The organism is Halomonas sp. KO116, assembly GCF_000734975.2.
GTDB classification, from domain to species: domain Bacteria; phylum Pseudomonadota; class Gammaproteobacteria; order Pseudomonadales; family Halomonadaceae; genus Vreelandella; species Vreelandella glaciei.
In genome coordinates, this window is the sequence record NZ_CP011052.1 from 416872 (window position 1) to 440383 (window position 23512).

Genomic DNA, 23512 nt, shown 5'->3' on the forward strand with positions numbered 1-23512 from the left:
TCCCGCAGTCGTCAGGGTCGAGGCACACCATAGGTAAAATCGGCCACCCAAAGCTGATTAGGACGCATAGCCGTAAAGTCACGTTTCACTAAATCAGGTGCCCGTTTCTGGCCGGGATCACTGAGGGTCGTGAAGGGGCGTTGGCCTCGCACCACGCCGCGAATTCCTAGGCGGCGCATGAGCCGTTCTACAGTGCAACGAGCAACATTAACGCCTTCACGGCGGAGTTGCCGCCAGACCTTACGGGCACCGTAGACGCAGAAGTTTTCTTCCCACACGCGCTGAATCTCAGCGGTAAGAAACGCATCCTGTCGATACCGGTCTGCCCGCCGTTCAGGATCAGCTTCAAGTGCCTTGTGGTGGTAATACGTCGATGGGGCGATTGGCAGTTGACTACAAATCGACTCGACCCCGAACTGAGCACGATGCTCGTCGATAAATGACACCATCAATTGGGTTTGCGGTCGAGCTCCGCCTGGGCGAAAAAAGCAGCCGCCTTACGGAGAATTTCATTAGCGCGCTTCAATTCGACGTTTTCACGCTCTAGCTGCTTGAGTCGTTCATTTTCAGGCAGGTTAACCGAGCTGTTTTCCTGCGTGAGTTCTGTGCGTTTGCACCAGGCTCTCAAAGTCTCTGGTGTACAGCCGAACTTGCTGGCAATGGAGCAGATCGCCGCCCACTTGGACGGGTATTCGCCTTGCTGTTCAAGGACTAATCGAACAGCTCGCTCCCGGACTTCTGGGGAATATCGTTTTGGTGAGTTCATAACTCCATCCTCTCAAGATATGGAGTCTCCGGTAAAGCCGGGGCGGTTCAGTCGACTTCCACGATGATGTTGGGATAGACACGAGAAAGTTTTCTCAGTGCCTTGGGAAGAAAAGCCAGCTCAAAATCGTTGGGTATTCCTAGTCGAACTTTCCCAGATACATTATCCCCCTTAACTTTAGCGATAATCTGGTCGTTTATTTCCAGCATATTTCTTGCGGATTCATAGAGATATTCCCCATCTTCGGTTAATTCAAGACTAGAGCCTCTCAAGAATATCTTGGTATTCAATATTTCCTCAAGTTTTTTTACTTGTAGGCTGATCGCTGGTTGCGATCGACCAAGTAGTTCCCCAGCACTGGTAAAGCCTCCTAAATCCTTGATCGTAACAAATGTCCTTAATAGGTCAGTGGGTATATTAGTCATCATCCTGCCATTTAAATGTCTGAGGTGGTCATTGAGTAAACAAATTGGCAGGTATATTGACCGAAAATACCTTTTTGATGCCGAACGCAGCCACTTGTAATGTCAACCCAATAACAAAAGGGTAGAAAGTTATAAATCCTGAGTGCTTGGCCGCAAATTCTGAGTGCAACACCTGACCAAACCGGTAAGGTGTTGACCCCATGTCATATTCTGAACTTTGCATAGAAGAGCGTGCGACGATCCAAGTCAGCCTCGCACAAGGCTTGAGCATCAGGAAGATAGCAGCCCTGCTTGAGCGGTCCCCGGCGACGATCAGTCGAGAGATACGGCGCAATGGATCGTCCGATGGCCATTACCGCCCGTCACACGCGCAACAGCGCCGTCATGACCGCCGAGACAATTGTCGACCAAGGCGAAAACTGTTTCCGGGCAGCCCTCGGTTCGCACTGATTCAGTACATGCTGCGTCGGCGCTTGTCACCCGAGCAGGTTAGCGGCAAGCTCAGGAATATGAATATCCCTGACCTCCGAGACGCCTACGTCTGCCGTGAAACGATCTACAGTGCTATCTACGCGTTGCCCGTCGGTGAGCTGCGAAAGGAACTGATTCACTGCTTGCGGCAAGGAAAATCCACCCGTAAGCCCCGACGTGGGCAAGTTGATCGACGCAACCAGATTCCTGATATGGTCAGCATCCACCTCCGCCCTCCCGAGGTAGAGAAACGTGAATTTCCCGGGCACTGGGAAGGCGACCTGATCAAAGGCAAGGGCAACGCATCGGCTGTCGGAACCCTGGTAGAACTGAAAAGCGGTTACCTGATCCTGGCGAAGATGAACGATGCGACCGCCACCTCGGCCGTGGAAGGCTTTAGCGCTGCGCTGAACCGGATGCCATTGGCTGCGCGGAAGAGCATGACGTATGACCAGGGGCGCGAGATGACGCAGCACGCCAAGATTACCCAGAATACCGGTATTGCCATTTATTTTTGCGACCCACATAGTCCGTGGCAGAGAGGCGCCAACGAAAATATCAATGGTCTCATACGGCAGTACTTGCCCAAGGGAACGGATCTATCGGTCTATACCCAGCAAGAACTGGATGAGATCGCACTTGAGTTGAACATGCGCCCCCGAAAGCGCTTCGACTTCAAGTGCCCTATTGAGGTGATGAGCGAGCAGATGGCGAAGTACCATGAGGCCCTGTCATCTATACATTGACGGTGTTGCACTCAGTGTCTGCATCCGCCGTGTTTACCAATTTTGTGATACTCACCTGCTAAATTCAGGCACCACCTACCTTCCAAAGGGAGCAGAAAAAATGACTCCCTCTCTCCAAAATACCTGAACAAGATCGATATGGGTGGCTTTTTATTGTCAGGGTGCTCACTGACAGGAATGAAAGGGCTGGGCCAGTGGGCGTCATTCCTACCACTTCGTTGCTTACGCCATTAGACCCTTAATATGATATTTGCGCCCATCTACCAATAGCATCAGCGACGCGGATGGCAAAGAGAGTATCTATCTGCCGGTTCAGCACCTCATCCTTGGACTAGGCGCTTGAGTGGAGGCGCGCCTGGCTTATTACGTAAGGGCCATGCTATCGATTATGCGCCATTCATCGCCGGAAAATGAAATAGGTTAAGCCTAGACGGCGTACTAACTCTCATTGCTGAGATCCGCGTAGATGTTGCGGCACCACTTGTAGCTTGAACTGATCGTCGTACTTATTCCACATAGAAACTCCCCTTAGATTGGATTAGAAATCCAGCTTTAAAGGAGGAAATTCACTTACCAAGTAGTGTGACCTTTTCGTAGTTAGAAAGTCGTTTGGCTACAACGCTACGTCGTTTAGTCACTACTTATCGCGTCATTTGTCTTTTTAATTGGTTCTTGGGCACTATCGAAAATAGATTGCGGGTATGGGCATTTGTCAGGATCCAACAATAAAGGAGTTTCCCATGAACCATTCTTCCCTTTCAGCCTTTGATTCCCAAATCGCCGCGGCCATCGCTGATGAGGTTGCTCGTCAGGAGGCACATATTGAACTGATAGCCTCAGAAAATTATGCCAGTAGTGCTGTTATTGAAGCCCAAGGGACGGTGCTTACGAATAAATACGCAGAGGGCTATCCCGGTAAGCGCTACTACGGTGGCTGTGAGCATGTTGATGTGGTCGAACAGTTAGCGATAAGTCGTGCTTGCGATTTGTTTGGTGCTGAGTATGCCAATGTACAGCCCCATTCGGGTGCGCAGGCTAACGCAGCGGTTTTCATGGCTCTCATAAATCCTGGCGATACTGTCTTAGGAATGAGCCTGGCACATGGGGGGCATTTGACCCACGGCGCCGCGCCTAATTTTTCAGGTAAACACTACCATGCCGTGCAGTACGGGCTGAACCTGGAAACTGGCGAAATCGACTACGAAGAGGTCGAACGGTTAGCGCGTAGCCACAAACCGAAGATGATCATTGCCGGTTTCTCTGCCTACGCTCGAGTGGTCGATTGGCGCCGCTTCCGCTACATCGCTGACGAAGTCGGCGCATGGTTGATGGTTGATATGGCCCACGTTGCTGGGTTAGTTGCTGCTGGCCATTACCCGAGCCCTATCCCCCATGCTCACGTGGTGACCACCACTACCCATAAGACCTTGCGTGGCCCGCGGGGTGGGCTGATCTTATCTGACCATGGGGATGCCGCTCTCTATAAAAAGCTAAATGGCGCGGTTTTTCCTGGTCAGCAAGGTGGCCCGTTAATGCATGTTATTGCCGCTAAAGCAGTCGCGTTTAAAGAGGCTATGAGTCAGGATTTTGTGCAATATCAGCGGCGTGTGATCGACAACGCTCGGGCTATGGCCAAGGTATTCATGGATCGCGGCTATGACGTTGTCTCCAAAGGCACCGATGATCATCTCTTCCTAGTGTCTCTGATCAAACAGGGCATCACTGGCAAGGATGCTGATTTGGCACTCGGGCGGGCTCATATTACGGTCAATAAAAATGCTGTGCCCAACGACCCTGAGAGCCCCTTTATCACTTCTGGCCTGCGTATCGGCACACCTGCAGCTACGACACGTGGGTTTGATGAAAGCGAATGCGCCGAATTGGCCAGTTGGATCTGCGACATCCTGGATATCCTTGCGGAGCGTGGCAGCACTGAGGCAATTGAAAGCGAGGTCCGTGAGAAGGTCGCTGAAATTTGCGAGCGCCATCCGGTTTATACCGCACATGCAGCCGATGAGCTCGAGGCCAAGGAGATGGCCTCTCCCGAGCTGTAATCGCCTTCACGCATCAGGAGAGTTACATGCAACGATATTCAGGCTTCGGACTGGCCAAGCACGCGCTCAGTCATCATGAAAATTGGGAACGCCAATGGCGTAACCCCATCCCCAAGAAACAGTACGACGTGATCATCGTTGGCGGCGGCGGCCATGGCCTAGCCACCGCCTACTACTTGGCCAAAGAGCACGGCATCACCAACGTGGCCGTGGTCGAAAAGGGCTGGCTCGGCGGGGGTAATACCGCGCGGAACACCACTATCGTGCGCTCCAACTATCTGTGGGATGAATCCGCGGCGCTCTATGAACATGCGATGAAACTGTGGGAAGGGCTTTCCCAAGACCTCAACTACAACGTCATGTTCTCCCAGCGGGGCGTGCTCAACCTGGGCCACACCCTACAGGACATGCGCGATATTCAGCGCCGGGTCAACGCCAACCGCCTGAATGGCATCGACGGCGAAGTGCTGGACGCCAAAGGCGTGCAGGATCTGGTGCCGATCATGGATTGCTCGAAGAACGCCCGCTACCCGGTGCTGGGTGCCTCCTGGCAGCCGCGGGCCGGGGTGGCGCGCCACGATGCCGTGGCCTGGGGCTTCGCCCGGGCCGCCGATGCGCTGGGTGTCGACCTGCTGCAGAACACCGAGGTCACCGGTTTCAAGATCCGTGACGGCCGCGTCTACGGGGTGCATACCAACCGCGGCGACATTGAGGCGAAGACCGTTGGCTGCGTGGCCGCGGGCAACTCCGGCGTGCTGGCCGGGATGGCCGGTTTCCGGCTGCCTTTAGAGTCTCACCCTCTGCAGGCCTTAGTCTCCGAACCGCTCAAGCCGATTCTCGATACTGTCGTGATGTCCAATCATGTCCACGGCTACATCAGCCAGACCGACAAGGGCGACCTGGTGATCGGCGCCGGTATCGACAGCTATAACGGCTATGGCCAGCGTGGCAGCTATCCCACCGTTGAGCATACACTGCAGGCTATTGTGGAAATGTTCCCAATATTTTCCCGTGTGCGCATGAACCGCCAGTGGGGCGGCATCGTCGACACCTGCCCGGACGCCTGTCCTATCCTCTCCGCAACTCCCGTGAAAGGGCTATTTTTCAACTGCGGCTGGGGCACTGGCGGCTTCAAGGCCACCCCAGGCTCGGGTCACGTCTTTGCCTGGACCCTGGCCAAGAACCAAACCCATCCCCTCGCTGCCCCGTTCTCCATCGACCGTTTCCACACCGGTGCTCTCGTCGACGAGCACGGTGCGGCCGGCGTTGCTCACTAAGGAGGCATACCCATGTTTCTCATCTACTGCCCCTACTGCGAGGAGCACCGCGAGGAAGAGGAGTTTCATCCCAAGGGCCAGGCGCATATTGCCCGCCCGGCGGACCCTGAGGCCTGCTCTGACGAGCAGTGGGGCGATTACCTCTTCTTCCGTGACAACCCCCGAGGGATCCACCACGAGCTGTGGGTGCATGCCGTCGGCTGTCGCAAGTTCTTCAACATCACGCGCAACACCGTAACCTACGAGATTCTCGAGACCTACCGGATCGGTGAGCAGCCCCGCTTCACCGCCGAGCATCCCGAGGGCAAGCCTGCCGATAAAGTTGCCGCCGAATCGGAAGCGGTCTCGCGTCAGGAAGGAGTCCAGGCATGAACCAGTCGTTGCAACAGCCGAATCGTCTTCGTGAGGGCGGGCGCATTGATCGTGCTCGTACCCTGAGCTTCACCTTCAACGGCAAGCGCTACCAGGGTCATGCTGGCGACACCCTTGCCTCGGCGCTGATGGCCAACGGGGTGGACATCGTCAACCGCAGCTTTAAGTATTCCCGCCCCCGCGGCATCGTTGCCGCTGGCGCCGAGGAGCCCAATGCGCTGATCCAGCTTGGCAGCACCGAGGCGGCCCAGGTGCCCAACGTGCGCGCCACCCAGCAGGCCCTGTTCGACGGCCTGGTTGCACGCAGCACTAACGGCTGGCCCAACGTCCAGCGCGATGCAATGGGCTTGGTTGGCAAGCTGGGCGGACGCTTCATGCCGCCGGGGTTCTACTACAAGACCTTCATGGCCCCGGCCTCTATGTGGATGACCTACGAGAAGTTCATCCGCAAGGGTGCCGGCCTGGGCCGCAGCCCCATGGAGCGTGATCCGGACAGTTATGACCACTTCAACCAGCACTGCGACCTGCTGGTGATTGGTGCTGGCCCCGCCGGCCTGGCCGCGGCGCTGGTTGCGGCACGCGGGGGCGTCCGGGTGATCCTCTGCGACGAGCAGGAGGAGTTGGGCGGCTCGCTGCTCGACAGCCGTGAGCTGTTAGATCACCAGCCGGCCACCCAGTGGGTTGCACAGGTGCTGGAAGAACTCGCCAGTCTCGACAATGTCATCCTGTTGCCGCGCACCACCGCCCACGGCTACCACGACCACCACTTCGTGACCCTGCACGAGCGGCGCACCGAGCATCTCGGCGAGACCGCGCCGGTGGTCGACGGAGTCTGCTCTTCCCGATCGCGGCTGCATCGGTTGCGCGCTGGCCAGGTGCTGCTGGCCACTGGTGCCCACGAGCGCCCGCTGGTCTACGCCGGCAACGACGTGCCAGGCAACCTGGTTGCCGGGGCCGTCTCCACCTATATCCGCCGCTACGGCGTGGCGCCGGGCAACAAGCTGGTGCTCTCCACCAGCAATGACCACGCCTATCGCGCCGCCCTGGACTGGGATGAGGCCGGCCGCGAGGTGGTGGCCATTGTCGACGCCCGCCAGGCGCCGGACGGCGAACTGGTGGAGCAGGCCCGCGCCCGCGGCATCCGCATCATTGAAGGTTCGGCCGTGCTCGAAGCCAAGGGAAGTGCGCGCGTGAACGGTGCCCGGGTGGCCACCATCGATGCCGCTGCCTTCAAAGTCACTGGCAAGGCCGAGACGCTGGCCTGCGACACCATCGCCACCTCCGGCGGCTACAGCCCGGTGATCCACTTGGCCTCCCATACCGGTGCCCGGCCGACCTGGAACGACGAGCTCCTCGGTTTCGTTCCCACCCTGGTGAAGGGCGTGCATGCCGCCGGCAGCGCCCGTGGTGTCCACGACTTGGCCGAGGGGTTGGCCGATGGCGTTTCTGCGGCGACGAAGGCGCTGGACGCGCTTGGTCAGTCGGCCGGCAGCGTCGAGCTGCCCCAGGTCGACGCCCGCCGCGAAGGCAAGGCCTGTGCGCTCTACCAGGTGCCCCACGAGAAGCCGACCCTGCGAGCGCCTAAGCAATTCGTCGACCTGCAGAACGACGTCACTGCGGCAGCCATCGAACTGGCCACCCGCGAGGGCTTCGAATCCATCGAGCACGTCAAGCGCTACACCGCCATGGGCTTCGGCACCGACCAGGGAAAGCTGGGCAACATCAACGGTATGGCTATCGCCGCGCGCTGCCTGGCCAAGTCGATCCCCGAGGTCGGCACCACAGTATTCCGGCCCAACTACACGCCGGTGACCTTCGGTGCCATTGCTGGCCGCCACTGCCGCGAGCTCTTCGACCCCGAACGCTATACCGCCCTGCATCAGTGGCATGTGGAGCATGGCGCCGAGTTCGAGGACGTGGGCCAGTGGAAGCGCCCCTGGTACTTCCCGAAGAGCGCCAATGATAAGCAGGAGAGCATGGACGAGGCCGTGGCCCGCGAGTGCCTGGCGGTACGCGAGAAGGTCGGTATCCTCGACGCCTCCACGCTTGGCAAAATCGACATTCAGGGGCCGGGCGCCCGGGAATTCCTGAACCGTATCTACACCAACAAGTGGGCCAAGCTCGAGGTCGGCCGCGCCCGCTACGGACTGATGTGCAGGGACGATGGCATGCTGATGGACGATGGCACCACCAGCTGCCTGGGCGAGAACCACTTCCTGATGACCACCACTACCGGCGGTGCCGCTGGGGTTATGGAGTGGCTAGAACTCTGGCACCAGACGGAGTGGCCCGAGCTCGACGTCACCTTCACCTCGGTGACCGACCACTGGGCGACCATGACGGTGACCGGTCCCGAGGCTCGCCATCTGCTCGCCGAGATCACCGATATCGATCTTGATCGTGACACCTTCAAGTTCATGGACTGGCGCGAGGGCAAGGTGGCCGAGGTGCCGGCGAGGGTCTTCCGTATCTCCTTCACCGGCGAGCTCGCCTACGAGATCAACGTCCAGGCCAACTACGCGATGCACGTCTGGAAGACCCTTTTCGAGCACGGCGAGAAGTACGGCCTCACACCCTATGGCACCGAGACTATGCACGTGCTACGGGCCGAAAAGGGCTTCATCATCGCCGGCCAGGAGACCGACGGTTCGGTGACCCCGGAGGACCTGGGGATGCAGTGGGCCATCGGCTACGACAAGCCCTATTCCTGGGTGGGAAAGCGGGGCCTGTCGCGCTCTGATACGCGGCGCACAAACCGCAAGCAGTTGGTGGGCCTCAAACCGAGGGACCCGTCGGTTGTGCTGGAGGAGGGTGCCCAGATCGTCTTTGATCCCGACCACGCTATCCCCATGCCCATGGTGGGCCACGTGACCTCGAGCTACTACAGCCCAACGCTCAAGAGCGGCTTCGCCCTCGCCGTGGTCAAGGGTGGCCAGTCGCGCATGGGCGAGACCGTCTACCTGCCCATGGCCGACGGCAAGACCCACGCCGCTGAAATAGTCGGCCCGATCTTCTACGACCCCAAGGGAGCGCGCCAGCATGTCTGAGCAAACTACGACCTGGTTCAACCTCTATGAGACGTGTCCCGAGGCCGAGGTGCCGGCCGAGTCGCCGCTGGCCTGGGCCTACCACAAGACCGGCCGGCCGAGCGTCAACCAGAAGAGCCGGGTGGTGCTGCGAGAGCGCGCGATGCTCGGTCATTTGATCCTGCGCGGCGGCGCCATCGTCCTCGACGAGGCGGTGCGCTGGGTGCTCGGCTTCGGCCTGCCGGGCCGTCCCAACTGCCTGACCCGGGATGAGAGTGGTGAGCGCTCGATCCAGTGGCTGTCGCCTGACGAGTGGCTGCTAATCGTCCCCGGCGGCGAGGAGTTCACTCTGGAGGCCAAACTGCGCGAGGCCCTGGGTAATGCCCACTACGCCATCGTCAACGTCAGCGGCGGCCAGACCCTGATCGAGCTCGAGGGTGAGATGGCCCGGGAGCTCCTGATGAAGTCAACGCCCTATGACGTCCACCTGGAAGCTTTCCCGGTAGGCAAGGGGGTTACTACGGTGTTTGCCAAGGCGAACCTGATCCTGCGCCGCCCCACTGAAGAATGTTGGGAACTGGTGCTGCGGCGCAGCTTCGCCGACTACTGCTACCGCTGGATCCTGGACGCCGGCAGTGAATACGGCATCGGTGTAGAGCACTGAGCAAGGCCGCTCTTCTGCTCGTTACTTGCTACACGAGTAGGAGAGCGGCAACGCCATCGTGTTGGGAATATTCGATCCGATAAACAAGACTTTTCAAGGGAAGCATAATGACTGACAAGATTAGGTTACTGCGTAACGCACAGCCGGAAGTGCTGCTGGATGCCAGCTCCTGGGTAAAGATTTCTGGTGACCCCCATACCGTCAATCTCAATGCTTACGCATCAGCAGATGGGATCAAGACAATGGGCACTTGGATCTGCACGCCAGGCAAGTGGGCGGTAGATTACAAGAAATGGGAATACTGCGATTTTCGTGAAGGGTACTGCGTTTTGACACCGGAAGATGGCGAGCCTATCCACCTGAAAGCCGGTGATATTTTCATCGTTGAGCCTGGTTTTAAAGGCACTTGGGAGGTCGTGGAAACCGTTCGCAAGTATTTTGTTTTTGCCTGACCGTGTGGCGATGCTTTTTTAATAAATAATAGAGCCGATACCTAGATTCTGATTGTCTGATGAAAAATCCACGTGGAATTTTAGGCTAACTATAACAAAGGAGATAGCGTGATGGGCCCCAAAAAAAGTAGTTGGATCCTCGCGGCCCAATGCCCAAGCCGGCTCGGTACCGTGGACGTGGTAACGCGTTTCCTTAAAGAGAGCCGCTGCTACATCACTGAGCAGCACTCCTTCGATGACCGGCAGAGCGGCGGCTTCTTTATCCGCACCGAGTTTCGGCCCATGGAGGAGGACTTCGACGCTGGGGCCTTCGAGGCCGGCTTCGCCGAGCGCGCCGCCGAGTTCGAGATGACCTTCGAACTGACAGCCCCGGGCACTCGGATGCCGGTGGTGATCCTGGTCTCTAAGGCCGATCACTGCCTCAACGATCTGCTCTATCGCTACCGCATCGGCCAGCTGCCCATCGAGATCCGTGCCATCGTCTCCAACCACCCGGACCTGGCGAATCTGGCGGAGTGGCACGACATCCCCTATCACCACTTCCCGATCACGGCTCAGACCAAGACAAAGCAGGAGGCCAAGATATGGGAGGTGGTCGAGGCGACCGACGCCGAGCTGGTGATCCTTGCCCGCTACATGCAGGTGCTCTCGAGCGAGATGTGCGAGCGGCTCAGCGGCCGCGCCATCAATATCCATCATTCGCTGCTGCCAGGCTTTAAAGGCGCACGGCCTTACCATCAGGCCTATGAGAAGGGCGTCAAGCTAGTTGGCGCAACGGCCCACTACATAAACGACGACCTGGACGAAGGGCCGATCATCACCCAAGGGGTGGAATCGGTAACTCACGCCGATTATGCGGAAGACCTTGTCGCGAAGGGGCGCGACGTCGAATGCTTGACCCTGGCCAGGGCGGTGGCTCTGCATGTGGAGCGGCGCGTCTTTCTGCACGCCAGTCGCACCGTGGTCTTCAATCAATAACAACAAGGTGACATAACATGCCAATCAGTGTCTTCGATCTATTCAAGATCGGCATCGGGCCATCGAGTTCGCATACCGTGGGTCCCATGCGGGCCGCCTTCGACTTCGTCGGCGAACTCAATGACCGGTCTTTGCTAGAGCGCGTGACGCGCCTCGAGATCCAGCTATTCGGTTCGCTTTCTGCCACTGGCATCGGCCATGGCACCGACCGTGCGGTGATCATGGGGTTGATGGGTGAGCGGCCGGACCGCATCGATCCAGCCTTGATCGACTCCTACATCGAGGAGGTGCAGGTGTCCGAGACGTTGCGCATGGATAGCCGCCACAGTGTGCCTTTTCTGTGGCGGCGCGACATGCAGTTTCACACCGACAGCCTGCCCTACCATCCCAATGCCATGCGTTTGATTGCCCACGACCACGGCATCGAGCTCTACCGCAATACCTACTACTCGGTGGGCGGCGGCTTCGTCATCGACGAGGCCCAAGTGGCCGAGGGTGACTTTGATGCTGATGCGGCCCAACTGCCCTACAACTTCCAGACCGGCGACGACTTGATGCGCATGTGCCGGGAGAGCGGCCTGCGCATCAGCGAGCTGATGCTAGAGAATGAGAAGGTGTGGCGCAGCGAGGCGGAAGTACGAGCCGAACTCTGCAGGATCTGGCGGGCCATGCAGGAGTGCGTCAAGAAGGGCATGGAAGCCGAGGGCGTACTGCCCGGCGGGCTCAACGTTCGCCGTCGTGCTAAGTCCCTGTACCACCGCATGCTGGCTAGTGAGGACGACCACTCGCTGATCGCCTCAACCATGTCAGCCATGGACTGGGTCAACCTGTATGCCCTGGCGGTCAACGAGGAGAACGCCGCCGGTGGGCGCATGGTCACCGCCCCCACCAACGGTGCGGCAGGCATCATTCCCGCGGTGCTGCACTACTACATGCAGTTCCGCCAGGGGGCCAGCGAGCGCGACGTGGTGAACTACCTGCTCACCGCCGGGGCGGTGGGGATTCTATGCCAGAAGAACGCCTCCATCTCCGGCGCCGAGGTAGGCTGCCAGGGCGAGGTGGGGTCCGCCTGCGCCATGGCCGCCGCCGGCCTCGCCGAATTGATGGGAGGTAGCGTAGCTCAGGTGGAAAACGCCGCTGAGATTGGGCTGGAGCACAACTTGGGGCTGACCTGCGACCCCGTGGGTGGATTAGTGCAGGTACCCTGCATCGAGCGAAATGCCATCGCCTCGGTAAAAGCGATTAATGCTGCACAGATGGCATTAAGGGGTGATGGGGAGCACTTCATTTCTCTGGATAAAGTCATTCGCACCATGCGTGATACAGGCGCAGATATGCAGGAAAAATATAAAGAAACTTCGATGGGAGGGCTGGCCGTGAATGCGATTGAATGTTGAAAACATAAGAGGAAGGTCCTGGATTCATAGAATAAGCGCAGCACTTTGGATCACAAGGTAGATGCAGGAGGGCCAGCGCCGGTACCCTCTCTGCCTTACCTACCAAAGTGAAGCAGAGCATGGGATACCGACAACTGACCCAAGTCCAACGATACCAAATTTTTGCCTATCTTGAGACCGGGATCAGCCAGCGACAGATCGCCAAGGCCATTGGTGTCCACAGCAGCACCATTAGCCGCGGGATAAAACGTAACGGTCTGACCCGTGGTTATGCGCCTGAACAGGCCCAATTGGCAAGTGATCAGCGCCGACGCACCGCCTGGAAAGTGACGAAGCGGCTGCCCAGCCTGATTCGCTGGGTCACTGGCCAATTGATGGACGAATGGAGCCCTCAGCAAATCAGTGGTTTTATGGCCAATGCCAACGGAGTCTGCGTAAGCCATCAGTGGATCTATGCGTTAATCTGGGACGACAAGAAGCACGGTGGAACCTTATGGAAACGGCTCCGGCTGCCACGCCAGCGGCGCTATCAGCGTCAATTGGCTAAGTGGGCGGGGTTAGGCAAAATCCCGCACCGAGTAGGCATCGAGCAGCGCCCTGCCAAGGTGGAAGAACGGCGCCATATCGGACATTGGGAAGGCGACACGGTGCTTAAGGGCCACAAAGAATCCGGACTGGTGCCCCTGGTCGAAAGACGCAGTGGCTACCTCTTGGCAGCGCGGCTGCCATCAATCACCTCCACTAGAACGGCACAGGCGATGACGCGGTTATTGGCACCACGCCGAGGGGCAGTGCACACCATCACTTTGGATAATGGGTCGGAATTCGCCGAGCATCGGAAGGTTGCCAAGTCCGTCTCGGCCAAGACCTATTTTTGCGACCCGTACCGCTCATGCCAGCGTGGTACTAATGAAAACACCAATGGTCTGATTAGGCAGTATTTTCCTAAAGGAACTGACTTCCGCAAAGTGACCAATGCCGAGCTACGAAGAGTCGTCAATAAGCTAAATGATAGACCAAGAAAGCGGCTGGGATACCGAACCCCAGCCCAGGTGTTCTTAGGTGAATACTCAGGAGCACTAGAAACCGCAGGTGCTGCACTTATTAGTTGAATTCAGGGTAGAAGGTTTTTAAATGTGGTATAGCGGTAAAGTAATAGCGTTCAATAACATTATAGTTTATTTGCAAAACTAGAGGCTGTTGACGTTTCACATCGGCAACCAGAGGAAGCCACAGGCTAAAGCGACCATTCGTTCGTAATTTCGTTTGAGTTTTTCGTAGCGTGTCGCGCTTGCTCGGTAATGTTTTACTCGTGCATACGCATCCTCGATCAGGTGCCGATGGCCTCAACATCGTTACTGGCAACACCTGAGCTGTGCTGGTATGCCTTGGTGCAGGTGCCATCGATGAAGAGTCATTCAATCGGGATCTTCCACTAACGCTTTGAAGGTGGTCGTCAACTTGTCGGCGGCCGACCAGGCATTGAAGCGTTTATAGACCGCGTTCTAACGGCCAAAAAACTCGGGTAAGTCACGCCATGGATAGCCGGAGCGCATTCGATAAAGAATGCCTTCCACCGTCACTGGTAGATCGGGCTTGTGAGAAATGCCATGTTGAAGCCGAGTAGTTTTCAGCTTCGACCAATGTTCATAATTGAGCATCAGTCTGGACATTGCAGACTCGCAGGGTGATGGCTTCGGAACTTCTACTCTGCGAGTTGGCTTTTATCCTGCCAATATCCCTGCCATGAAATGCAGGTTCGGTATGGATAAATATGATGGAAAATTTAGACTAAAGTATATTGCTGATTAACTTTATGCGTTAGATTTAAAATAGCTATTAATCGATTAATAAACGAACGGCAATATTTTATTTATTACATTAAATATAAGCGTTAATTTTAGACTAGCGATATCTGAAGTTATATAAATATAAATTATAAAAACGATCGCAATATAAGTGACTCTGCATAAGTTATGGCGTATAAAATCGAAGCTTATAAAAAGGAAGATGCACCATGTCTCGTCGCTTGCGCTTCAATGCTTTGACCCCGGACCAGAAGTCTATCGTGAATGACACCTACCAGCATGGTGAAAAGAGAGCGCTACGCCGCAGGGCTCACGCCATCTTGCTTAGTCACAAAGGCCATACGATTAACCAGATTCACGGCATCCTTGGGGTTAAACGCGAGACGGTGTCTACTTGATTATCCCAATGGGAAAAAGACGGCATTGAAGGCCTTCTAGATAAACCTCATGAAGGACGGCCTAGCCTTCTCAACGAAAGAGAGCTTGCGGTGTTACAGCAGCTTGTTGAAGAGCACCTGCATCAATTACCCATCCTCCATGCCACGTTTCAAGATAAGACAGGTAAAGTCGTCAACCAGGACACGTTGCGTCGCGCATTAATAAAACGGCAACAGTTGTAAGCGGGTACGCCGCTCATTGACGGCACTGCGTGACGAAGCGGATTTCCGTAACACACAAGGCTTGATTGATGCGTTGAAGGAATGGAAAGACAACGGCGAGTGTGAACTTTACTTCTTTGACCAGGAAAGGTAGCTTTTTTCATCGTATGACAACCGATTCAGTGAAGACGGAGACCGTTATAGAAGCGTTCGATCAGTTCGCGGCACAGAAACGTTCTGACGCCTTCGCCGTCATTGTACTAGACAATGCCAAAATGCACCGTTCTAAAGCTATCCAGCGCAAAATCATCGATTGGATGGCACATCGCATTCATCTGGTATACCTGTCGCCTTATTCGCCGGAGCTGAACCTGATCGAAATTCTTTGGCGTGAAATCAAGTACCGGTGGATACCGCTGACAGCCTACCGTTCGTTCGATAAGCTCTGTGAAGCGGTCAAAAACGTTTGTGATGAGTACGGAACAAATAACTCGATAACTTTTGCATAACCACTTATCTCTCATCAATTATTTTCGATTGTAGTGCTATTGTTATTTGTTACTTTCCATGTGTGCGCCGCACTCATTTAGCTACAGGCAATCATGTTTTTCAGATCTGTAATTCACTCTGCAGGAGGTCTCTGAGTAGCCTAAAGCTGGGGCTGATAAACGCAGTGTTCCAAGCTGCGATAGTCTCGATCGAAAGTTCTTCCTCAATAGGAATGACCTCAATATCTTCCCTCCTGAACTTCTCAATGCACTCCGAGTACAAGGATATCCCCATATTAGCCGCTACCAGACCAAAAATGCCGTTGCTAGTACTGGCTTCCTGAATGATCTTGGGTGTAAAACCCGCCTTCATACAGGCTCGGAAAATATATTCGCGAAACTCCCGCCATCCGCTCTCGGTACCTAGTATGAACTTTTCCTCCGCTAACTCTTCCATTTTTAGAGATTTTCTTCCAGCCAGCGGATGACGTTTAGGGAGTATGGCAACGACGCGTTCAAGCGCGGAGCGATGGGTTTCGATACCCTTGAGCTTAAGAGGACCAATAAGAAATCCAACGTCTATATCGTGATCCTGAATGGCCTTGTGCTGTTCGTGAGAGGGCATATATATCAGTTCTATGGATATGTCAGGATACTTCTCTTTGAATAAATCTAGAATTAGAGGTAACACCCCGTTGATAGAAAAATCATTGTAAGCCACAGAAATATGGCCTATGTCACCTGTGTTGGCACGTTGTGCCAGTTGAACACCTCGTTCTAGGTGAATGAATGCTTGCTGACATTCCTCTAGAAACAGTATGCCGGCCGCGGTCAGTTCGACTTGACGGGTGGTACGAGCGAAAAGCGCCGCACCAATATTCTCTTCTAACCCTTTAATTAATCGGCTTAGAGCTGGCTGAGTGATGCATAGCACCTCAGCTGCCTGCTTGAAATGTAGGGTCTGGGCTACGGCAAAAAAGGCTCGAATTTGGCGTAAGTCAAAGCGGATATTTATGCTATTCAAGTTATCAATCCAAGAAAAAATGGCATTGGACGGCAATTCATTCGAAGCATAGGCTGAAGTCCGTCTACTTACAAGAAGTAGACTTTTGTATAAAAAAAAGAAGCGACAATTAGTGGCACGCCATTCACAAATAATATCCACGATAATATTGACAGTAGGTGAATAGGATGTTGAATCGATCTTACCAAGCAGGCTTGATAGTGCCCGCTATAGTCGCGTTAACTGTTGTATTGCCACAGCTTGTCCATGCCTCCACTACATTGCGCTTTCACAGTGGCTATGCCGAGTCACGTCCAGAGGCCCAGCACTTAAATGATTTTGCTGATTATGTTGATGAGCTTTCGGAGGGTGAACTGAAGATAGATATCTTTCATGCTGGTTCATTGGGCTTGAGCGAACCAGATATTTTGCGTGTATTACAACGCGGAAACGTCGATATGGCGTTGCTCTACGGCGAATATTATACGCGTGATGCACCCGCACTAGCTGCCGTTTACGCTCAGGGGGCTATTACTGATCCCAAGCAGCATCTGGAGGTTCTTCCAACCATTCGCGAGATTTATGAGGAGGGTTACGGTGAATGGGGCATCCAAACTATTGGTGGAATCGTCTCGCCTGTCTTCAGCGTTGGTCTTCATTGTAAAGAGCCGATCAACTCACTTGAGCAGTTGGAAACCCGTGCTGTACGCGTTTGGTCTTCACAACTGGTAGATGCTTTCGGCAGACTGGGCATCTCCGCTGAAGTGATTCCCCAGAACGATATGTACATGGCGCTGCAAACTGGCGTTGTGGATTGCGCTTACTACTTATCAACTGTCGCCGAGACAGTATCACTGCATGAGGTGACTGAGTATGAAGCTTATTTGCATCCGTGGGCGGCTGTACCAGCAATGTTTGGTGTTAGTCAGCAGACTTGGGAACAGCTAAGCGATGAACATCGTCAAGTGTTGAACAAAGCTGGCGAGTACATATGGGAAAAAACTCGTGATACTGCTGTTGACCCTGAGCGGGAACAGGTTGCTAGAGCGCGCCGTGAATCGTTGGGCGTGACAATGCTGGATGATTTTTCAGATAAGGATGTGGAACGCTTTCAGGAGGCTGCCATGGACGCGTGGCAGCGGATAGCCGAAAGAGCGGGCGAGGATGGTATTAGAATCTATACCACTGTCACCCAACATCTCCAAGAAATCCATGACTGATACGAAAGGGCTGGCGATCAGTCAGCCTAATCTTCCTTGGAGGTAGGTTCATGCATATTTTCAGAAAATCAATAGATAAAGCAGCTTATGGTTTGTTCTTACTGGGCGTAGCATGCGGGATATTAATGACATTATTGGTTTTCGTCAGTACCTTGCTTCGCTACGTGATTGGAAAGCCTATCTATTTTTCCAATGAGTTGGCCGGACTGCTCTTCCTGTCGCTGACTTTCTTGACCATTCCTCATGTATTGAATATAGGACGTCATATACGTATTGACTTAGTAGTCGACTCTTTTTCATCACCGATGAAGCGATTAGCGCATTTCTTTTCAAGCCTCGTATTGATTGTATTTTCTGCAGTTTTTATCTATGAATCTTGGGGTTTCATGCAGTTCTCACAAGTGATAGATGCGCGCTCAGATATCAGCGGTATTCTTCTCTGGCCGTGGATGTTACTGATGCCGTTATCCTTCGCGCTTTGCATATTAGTGGAGATTCAACATTGGCTAACATCACCTGAACTTAGCAAAAGCAATTCAGAGCCTGCGGAGGTGATTTCATGACCTGGGTCATCTTAAGCGCAGGACTTATGACGTTGCTAGGCAGTGGTGCTTTACTGGGGGCAGCATTAGGTCTTGTAGGGTTTATTCTTCTTCACTTTCAGGCATCTGGATCCACAGCGTTAGCTATCAATTCAGCTTGGAATCTGATGACGGGTTTCTCTTTGACGGCCGTACCACTCTTCATCTTTTTAGGTGATATCCTGCTTTCTAGTGGGGTCTCCACTAAAGTGTATAATGGGCTTACACCGTTATTTCGCCGCATCCCTGGTAGACTTCTGCATACCAATATCGCTGTTTGCACCCTTTTCAGTGCGGTCAGCGGCTCCAGCTCAGCCACGGCGGCAGCCATTGGATCGATCGGTTATCCTGAGTTGAAAAATCGAGGTTATTCTCCCAGCATGGTTGTTGGCACCCTGGCAGCAGGGGGCACCCTGGGATTACTTATACCCCCTAGTCTAGCGCTGATCATCTATGGAGCGACCCAGAATGTGTCCATTGGGCAGTTATTTCTGGCGGGTATTGTTCCTGGACTGATGATTTCTTGTGCTTTTTCCATTTGGATCATTATTCGTGCGAAGTTTGGCAGTGCCGTAGTGCCAGATGAGGAGGACGTTTCCTCTTGGTCGGAGATTTTCAAAGGTCTTTCACAGGTCTGGCCGCTGCCGATACTTATCTTCTTCGTGCTGGGTACCATCTATTTGGGAATTGCAACACCAACTGAAGCCGCATCCCTTGGCGTAATAGCAAGTATTATACTTGGCTTTACGTGGGGTGAACTAACAATATCAAAGCTCTGGATGGGCTTTATTAATGCTACTATTATGTTCAGTGCAATTGCTTTTATCATGCTGGGAACGGCTATTCTTTCCCAGGCTGTGAGTCTACTAGCGTTACCCCGAGAAGCTGTAGCCTTTATCGCTGAACTGGGTTTCAATCGCTACGGAATCCTGTTCATGATCATCCTGGTCTACATCATTCTCGGATGCTTCTTTGATGGTATCTCGCTTTTATTGATGACCTTGCCGATTACTTTTCCCATGATGATGTCTTTGGGTTTTGATCCTATTTGGTTTGGAATAATTGTCACTTTGCTAATGGAGATCGGAATGATCACTCCCCCAGTGGGGCTCAACCTCTTTGTGTTAACATCTATAACCAAAAATGAGGTGAGTCTGGCTTCAGCGGCATGGGCATCCTTGCCTTATTGGCTGATACTACTGAGTGCGGTGGGGCTATACACACTATTTCCAAGTATTGTTCTTTGGCTCCCTAACTTTTGGTAGTAATGGATAGGCTGGTTCTACTGTGTCATATAATTAAGTCGTCGCTTACTTAAAAGCGATATTATCCCTTGGGGAGGATGCCATCATGGAATCACTCACATGCCGCTGAGCGCGGTGCGTGACCTAGTGGCTGATAGCTTTCGAGTAAGGCAGGTGCCGGGAATAGTGAGATTTTTTTGTTTTCGGCACCGTAGCCGTTCAGCGATAAGGAAGCCATATGCCACAATGCTGAGGCTGGCAGGATGATGATAGCCTCGCCAGTTACGCCTCTAATAATGATCCAGACCAACTCCCGCTTGCGTTTCTGATACTCACATTCGATTCGCCAACGTGCCTTGGCAGTGTTCACCAGGGGGTTAAGTAACTTTTTTCTCCGGCTGGTTGCTCAGCCAGTAATGGCTGGACTCATCAGCACCTTAGGGCCATTCAATCAACAGCCATTTCGGTTCACGGTACTTCCGATTTTGTGTCACGCTCACATGCATAGCGGCAAAGTAAGACGTACCTTAAGTAACGGGCACCCAAATTGGGGCATGCCGACCGTGTCTCTAATTTCAAAGACTACTGCTATGGCTTGATACTGTCTCTGTCTCTGTCTCTGTCTCTGTCTCTGTCTCTGTCTCTGTCTCTGTCTCTGCCTCGCCCCTCTGTCACCAGTTGTCCGGTTGGCGATATCGCCTAAATCTAATCCAGAGGGAGCGGCATGGAGTCCTTGTGCCACGTGATTCTGCAGAGCGTAAAACAGGCGCCCTGAAAAGTTGTTGCCACCCCACAGCCGTAATGTGGTATCAGTCGCGACGGAAGAAAATATCTCTGACGCGACACTGTATAGCTGGTTAAAACAGTGTCGAGAAAAAGGAGTGCTTGTGCCGTGTTACACCTAAAGCGACAACGAATGCTCGCCTGACGCTAAGCTCGCAGTGGTCATTGAAACCGCCACCATGCCAGAGGCAGAGCTTGGCAGTTACTGTCGCAAAAAGGCCTTGATCCGGAGCAAATTCAGCAGTGGAAAGCGGCTTACCTTGAAGACGCTGGTCAGCAAGAATATCAGGCCAGGCAAAGTTGCGAAAAAACAGCGTCAAGAAGGCCGTAAGACTATCTAGCTAAAAATATGCAAATTCCTTGTAAGGCCTTGCACGTCGAATAGAAACTAAAAGTTATAAACATCGCTTAGATAGCTTAAAAGAGCAAACCTATCATGCACGTTTCAGTAGCTTAAAAGATCAAATTTATGAAAGTGCCTTTTTTTGCGTAATGGTAGTCAGCGGAATTGACTGGATTTATTGGCAGAATATTTTATATGAAATAAGCCTTTTTCCTAATATAAGATAATAAAATATCTTAAGCAGCAATGGTTTATTTTTCAAATGGTTTAAATATCCTTGCTGTACTTGGGCTTGAGACCACCTGCCTACATGATTCTCCTTTTAAAATATACAATTATAGAAAATTCTATTAATCGAGAAATAATTAACGGAATTAGATCCGTTTGATTTATCGCAGTACCTCAGCTGCCTACTTTAAAGCAAAATGTAGGCTAAGAACGCTTGAGAAGAGTATGGCAAAAACTAGCATTCATGCTCTTCTTGTTATCAATTATAAAAAAATTGGCATTAGACGGCATTATCTATAAAGGCTAGTCTTGAAATTGTCTAGTATTTGAACGTTATACTTTGCTTATAAATTAGATGGGAGTAAGAAAAGCTATTAATGTAACTATATCGAAAACGATGAAAAAGCCAGGTTGATTTCAGGAATAGTTAGCCTTTCTTTTTATTATAACTTAACAATGTGTTGTGAGGTTTATTATGGCTCGGATAGGAGTGGATGTAGGTGGCACTAACACAGATATTATTTTAGAGACTTTTGCTGGTGATTCTGTGGGTGCCGGAATATATCGCCATAAAGTACCCAGTACAACCCAAGACCAATCTATTGGAGTGCTGCAAGGTCTGCTTGAGGTATGTGATAAGGCCGGAATTGAAAGAAATGAAGTGAGCACCATTGTGCATGGAACAACTGTCGCTACAAATATTTCGATTGAACATAATGGTGCTGAAGTTGGAATGCTTACTACAAAAGGCTTCCGTGATATCCTTCATATAGGGAGACACAAAAGACCTCATAATTTTTCTCTTCATTTTGATGTCCCATGGCAATCCAAACCTTTGGTTAAAAGAAGACACCGCATACCCATCTCTGAGCGTATTCTTCCTCCCTTTGGTGAAGTGGAGGTTTCTCTTAATGAGGAAGAAGTCAGACAGGCAGCTAATAAGCTAAAAGAGTCAGGGATCAAATCAGTTATTGTAGGATTTCTATTTTCCTTTCTTAATAAAGATCATGAGCTTCGAGCTAAAGAGATTGTTCTGGAAGAAATTCCAGACGCATATGTATGTTGCTCATGCGAAGTTGTAGATGCTATGCGAGAATATGAGCGTTTTTCTACGACTGCCATGAATGCTTATATTGGTCCAAAGACATCATTGTACCTTAATAACCTTGAACACCAGCTCAAAGAGAATGGAATAGACGCCGACTTGAGAATCATTCAGTCCAATGGAGGTCTTGCAACAGTTGATAGTTGTTGTGAAAAACCAGTGAATATTCTTATGTCTGGACCTGCTGGTGGAGTTATTGGTGGCAGTTACTTTGCCAATCTAGATGATGAAAAAAATATTATTACCGTAGATATTGGTGGAACATCAGCAGATATTTCAACCCTGGTAGGGGGTGACATGAAGATCATGAACCCTCGAGATTCATATGTAGGTGGGCATCCTGTGATGGTTCCCATGATTGACTTGATCACTATCGGTGCTGGGGGGGGGTCTATCGCTTACATTGATGAGGCTGGTGGGTTCCAGGTAGGTCCACGTTCAGCGGGTTCAATGCCTGGACCAGCATGTTATGACCGTGGTGGGGAAGAGCCTACTGTAACAGATGCTAATATACTTCTTGGTCGACTCGACCCTGACCAAATGCTGGGTGGGAATTTGAAAATCGATCCTGACCTTTCATATAAAGCCATTAAGGAAAAGATTGCAGATCCTCTTGGGCTGAGTGTGAAGGATGCGGCACTTGGAATTATTAGGATAGTAAATAATAACATGGCGCTGGCAATTCGCTCCAACTCTGTTGCTAAGGGAGTGGATCCCCGAGAGTACATGTTAATGCCATTTGGTGGTGCTGGTCCTGTTCATGGTCCTGCTCTAGCAGAGGAGGTCAATGCAAAAGGTGTTATAGCTCCACCTGCACCCGGGATTACTTCAGCAGCTGGTCTACTGACTACAAATCTTAAGTACGAGGTGACAAGGTCATACCTATGTGAACTTACCTCTATTAGCGGCAATCATTCTGAAGTTCTTCAATCTCTTCTTGAAGAGCTAGATGAAGAAGCAAGTAATAAGCTGATAAAAGATGGTGTCGAATATTCCCAAATAAAACTGACCAGATTTGCCGAGTGTCGTTATCATGGCCAAGGCTTTGAGCTTCGAGCAGAAATACCTGAAGGTAAACTAACCATCGACGCTATTCAACAGGTGATTGAGAACTTCCATTTGCAGCATGATATCGATTATGGCTATAGATACGATGAAGCCGAAGTCGAGCTTGTGACACTAAGAGTGGTCGGAGAGTCTCCCTCAAAAATATTACAATGGAACAAGCTTGAACCTGCTAGCAGTAATAGCCTTGAAGAAGCCTTCATGTATGAGAGAGAAACTACATTTGATGCTGGGCAAACCCTCATGACTCCCCGCTATGATCGTAGCTATCTCTTGAGTGGTCACACTATTGATGGTCCTGCGCTGGTGATGCAGCACGATTCTACCTGTCTAGTTCCGCCGGGGTGGAACGCATCTGTATCAAACTTTGGAAACCTTATGATTTCAAAATCCAGTTAAGTTACAGGAGGGTAAGAA

At 52.6% G+C, this 23512-nt stretch carries 16 protein-coding genes, 3 pseudogenes and 1 other annotated feature; of the genes and pseudogenes, 15 read left to right on the forward strand and 4 right to left on the reverse strand.

The features are described from left to right. Positions 1–29: 29 nt before the first annotated feature. Positions 30–766 (reverse strand): annotated as a pseudogene (locus tag KO116_RS25600) (IS3 family transposase); the annotation flags it as partial. Further along, positions 375–491, reverse strand: a sequence feature (AL1L pseudoknot). Its footprint overlaps the pseudogene before it by 117 nt. A 47-nt stretch (positions 767–813) precedes the next feature. Further along, the gene (locus KO116_RS02030; RefSeq protein WP_045812209.1) at positions 814–1191 is read right to left on the reverse strand and encodes a LysR family transcriptional regulator; all 378 of its coding nucleotides are present in this window, start codon (positions 1189–1191) and stop codon (positions 814–816) included. Positions 1192–1391: 200 nt separating this feature from the next. Between KO116_RS02030 and KO116_RS02035 the strand changes: the two genes are divergently transcribed. The 10 genes from KO116_RS02035 (at position 1392) to KO116_RS02080 (ending at position 13740) form a co-directional block, all read left to right on the forward strand. Further along, a complete protein-coding gene (locus KO116_RS02035; protein WP_035565389.1) occupies positions 1392–2408 on the forward strand; it encodes an IS30 family transposase in 1017 nt (338 codons plus the stop codon). A 740-nt stretch (positions 2409–3148) separates the two neighbouring features. Beyond that, the gene (gene glyA, locus KO116_RS02040; RefSeq protein ID WP_035556504.1) at positions 3149–4462 is read left to right on the forward strand and encodes a serine hydroxymethyltransferase; all 1314 of its coding nucleotides are present in this window, start codon (positions 3149–3151) and stop codon (positions 4460–4462) included. Positions 4463–4488: 26 nt separating this feature from the next. Continuing rightward, on the forward strand, positions 4489–5739 hold the full coding sequence (locus KO116_RS02045) for a sarcosine oxidase subunit beta family protein (RefSeq protein ID WP_035556506.1): 1251 nt from the start codon (positions 4489–4491) through the stop codon (positions 5737–5739). A 12-nt stretch (positions 5740–5751) separates the two neighbouring features. Continuing rightward, positions 5752–6111 (forward strand): sarcosine oxidase subunit delta, encoded by a 360-nt coding sequence (locus KO116_RS02050; RefSeq protein WP_035556509.1) that lies wholly within the window; start codon positions 5752–5754, stop codon positions 6109–6111. After that, positions 6108–9158, forward strand: coding sequence for a sarcosine oxidase subunit alpha family protein (locus tag KO116_RS02055; RefSeq protein WP_082072533.1), 3051 nt, complete (start codon positions 6108–6110; stop codon positions 9156–9158). Before KO116_RS02050 ends, KO116_RS02055 begins: the two co-directional genes overlap by 4 nt. Continuing rightward, positions 9151–9801 (forward strand): sarcosine oxidase subunit gamma, encoded by a 651-nt coding sequence (locus KO116_RS02060; RefSeq protein WP_035556511.1) that lies wholly within the window; start codon positions 9151–9153, stop codon positions 9799–9801. Before KO116_RS02055 ends, KO116_RS02060 begins: the two co-directional genes overlap by 8 nt. A 107-nt stretch (positions 9802–9908) precedes the next feature. After that, positions 9909–10253, forward strand: a complete 345-nt coding sequence (locus KO116_RS02065; protein ID WP_035556514.1) for a cupin domain-containing protein — start codon at positions 9909–9911, stop codon at positions 10251–10253. A gap of 111 nt (positions 10254–10364) precedes the next feature. Then, on the forward strand, positions 10365–11231 hold the full coding sequence (gene purU, locus KO116_RS02070) for a formyltetrahydrofolate deformylase (RefSeq protein ID WP_035556517.1): 867 nt from the start codon (positions 10365–10367) through the stop codon (positions 11229–11231). Between the two features lie 17 nt (positions 11232–11248). Next, the gene (locus KO116_RS02075; RefSeq protein WP_035556519.1) at positions 11249–12628 is read left to right on the forward strand and encodes an L-serine ammonia-lyase; all 1380 of its coding nucleotides are present in this window, start codon (positions 11249–11251) and stop codon (positions 12626–12628) included. A gap of 119 nt (positions 12629–12747) precedes the next feature. Next, positions 12748–13740 carry an IS30 family transposase gene (locus KO116_RS02080; protein WP_045812045.1) on the forward strand — a complete coding sequence of 331 codons (993 nt, stop codon included), beginning with the start codon at positions 12748–12750 and terminating at the stop codon, positions 13738–13740. A gap of 96 nt (positions 13741–13836) precedes the next feature. Here KO116_RS02080 and KO116_RS24445 read toward each other — a convergent pair. Then, a pseudogene (locus tag KO116_RS24445) lies at positions 13837–14301 on the reverse strand (transposase). A 344-nt stretch (positions 14302–14645) separates the two neighbouring features. Between KO116_RS24445 and KO116_RS24450 the strand changes: the two are divergent. Further along, positions 14646–15544, forward strand: a pseudogene (locus tag KO116_RS24450) (transposase). A 100-nt stretch (positions 15545–15644) separates the two neighbouring features. On the opposite strand, the gene KO116_RS02095 reads toward KO116_RS24450, so the two are convergent. After that, positions 15645–16547, reverse strand: coding sequence for a LysR family transcriptional regulator (locus KO116_RS02095; protein WP_052703701.1), 903 nt, complete (start codon positions 16545–16547; stop codon positions 15645–15647). 167 nt (positions 16548–16714) lie between these two features. Here KO116_RS02095 and dctP point away from each other — a divergent pair, with 167 nt between their 5' ends. The 4 genes from dctP (at position 16715) to KO116_RS02120 (ending at position 23494) form a co-directional block, all read left to right on the forward strand. Then, complete coding sequence (dctP, locus tag KO116_RS02100; protein ID WP_035556524.1) at positions 16715–17746, forward strand: TRAP transporter substrate-binding protein DctP; 1032 nt, start codon at positions 16715–16717, stop codon at positions 17744–17746. A 50-nt stretch (positions 17747–17796) separates the two neighbouring features. Beyond that, complete coding sequence (locus KO116_RS02105) at positions 17797–18309, forward strand: TRAP transporter small permease (RefSeq protein WP_045812047.1); 513 nt, start codon at positions 17797–17799, stop codon at positions 18307–18309. Further along, a complete protein-coding gene (locus KO116_RS02110; RefSeq protein WP_035556527.1) occupies positions 18306–19592 on the forward strand; it encodes a TRAP transporter large permease in 1287 nt (428 codons plus the stop codon). Before KO116_RS02105 ends, KO116_RS02110 begins: the two co-directional genes overlap by 4 nt. A 1808-nt stretch (positions 19593–21400) precedes the next feature. Beyond that, positions 21401–23494 (forward strand): hydantoinase/oxoprolinase family protein, encoded by a 2094-nt coding sequence (locus KO116_RS02120; protein ID WP_035556534.1) that lies wholly within the window; start codon positions 21401–21403, stop codon positions 23492–23494. Positions 23495–23512 lie beyond the last annotated feature (18 nt).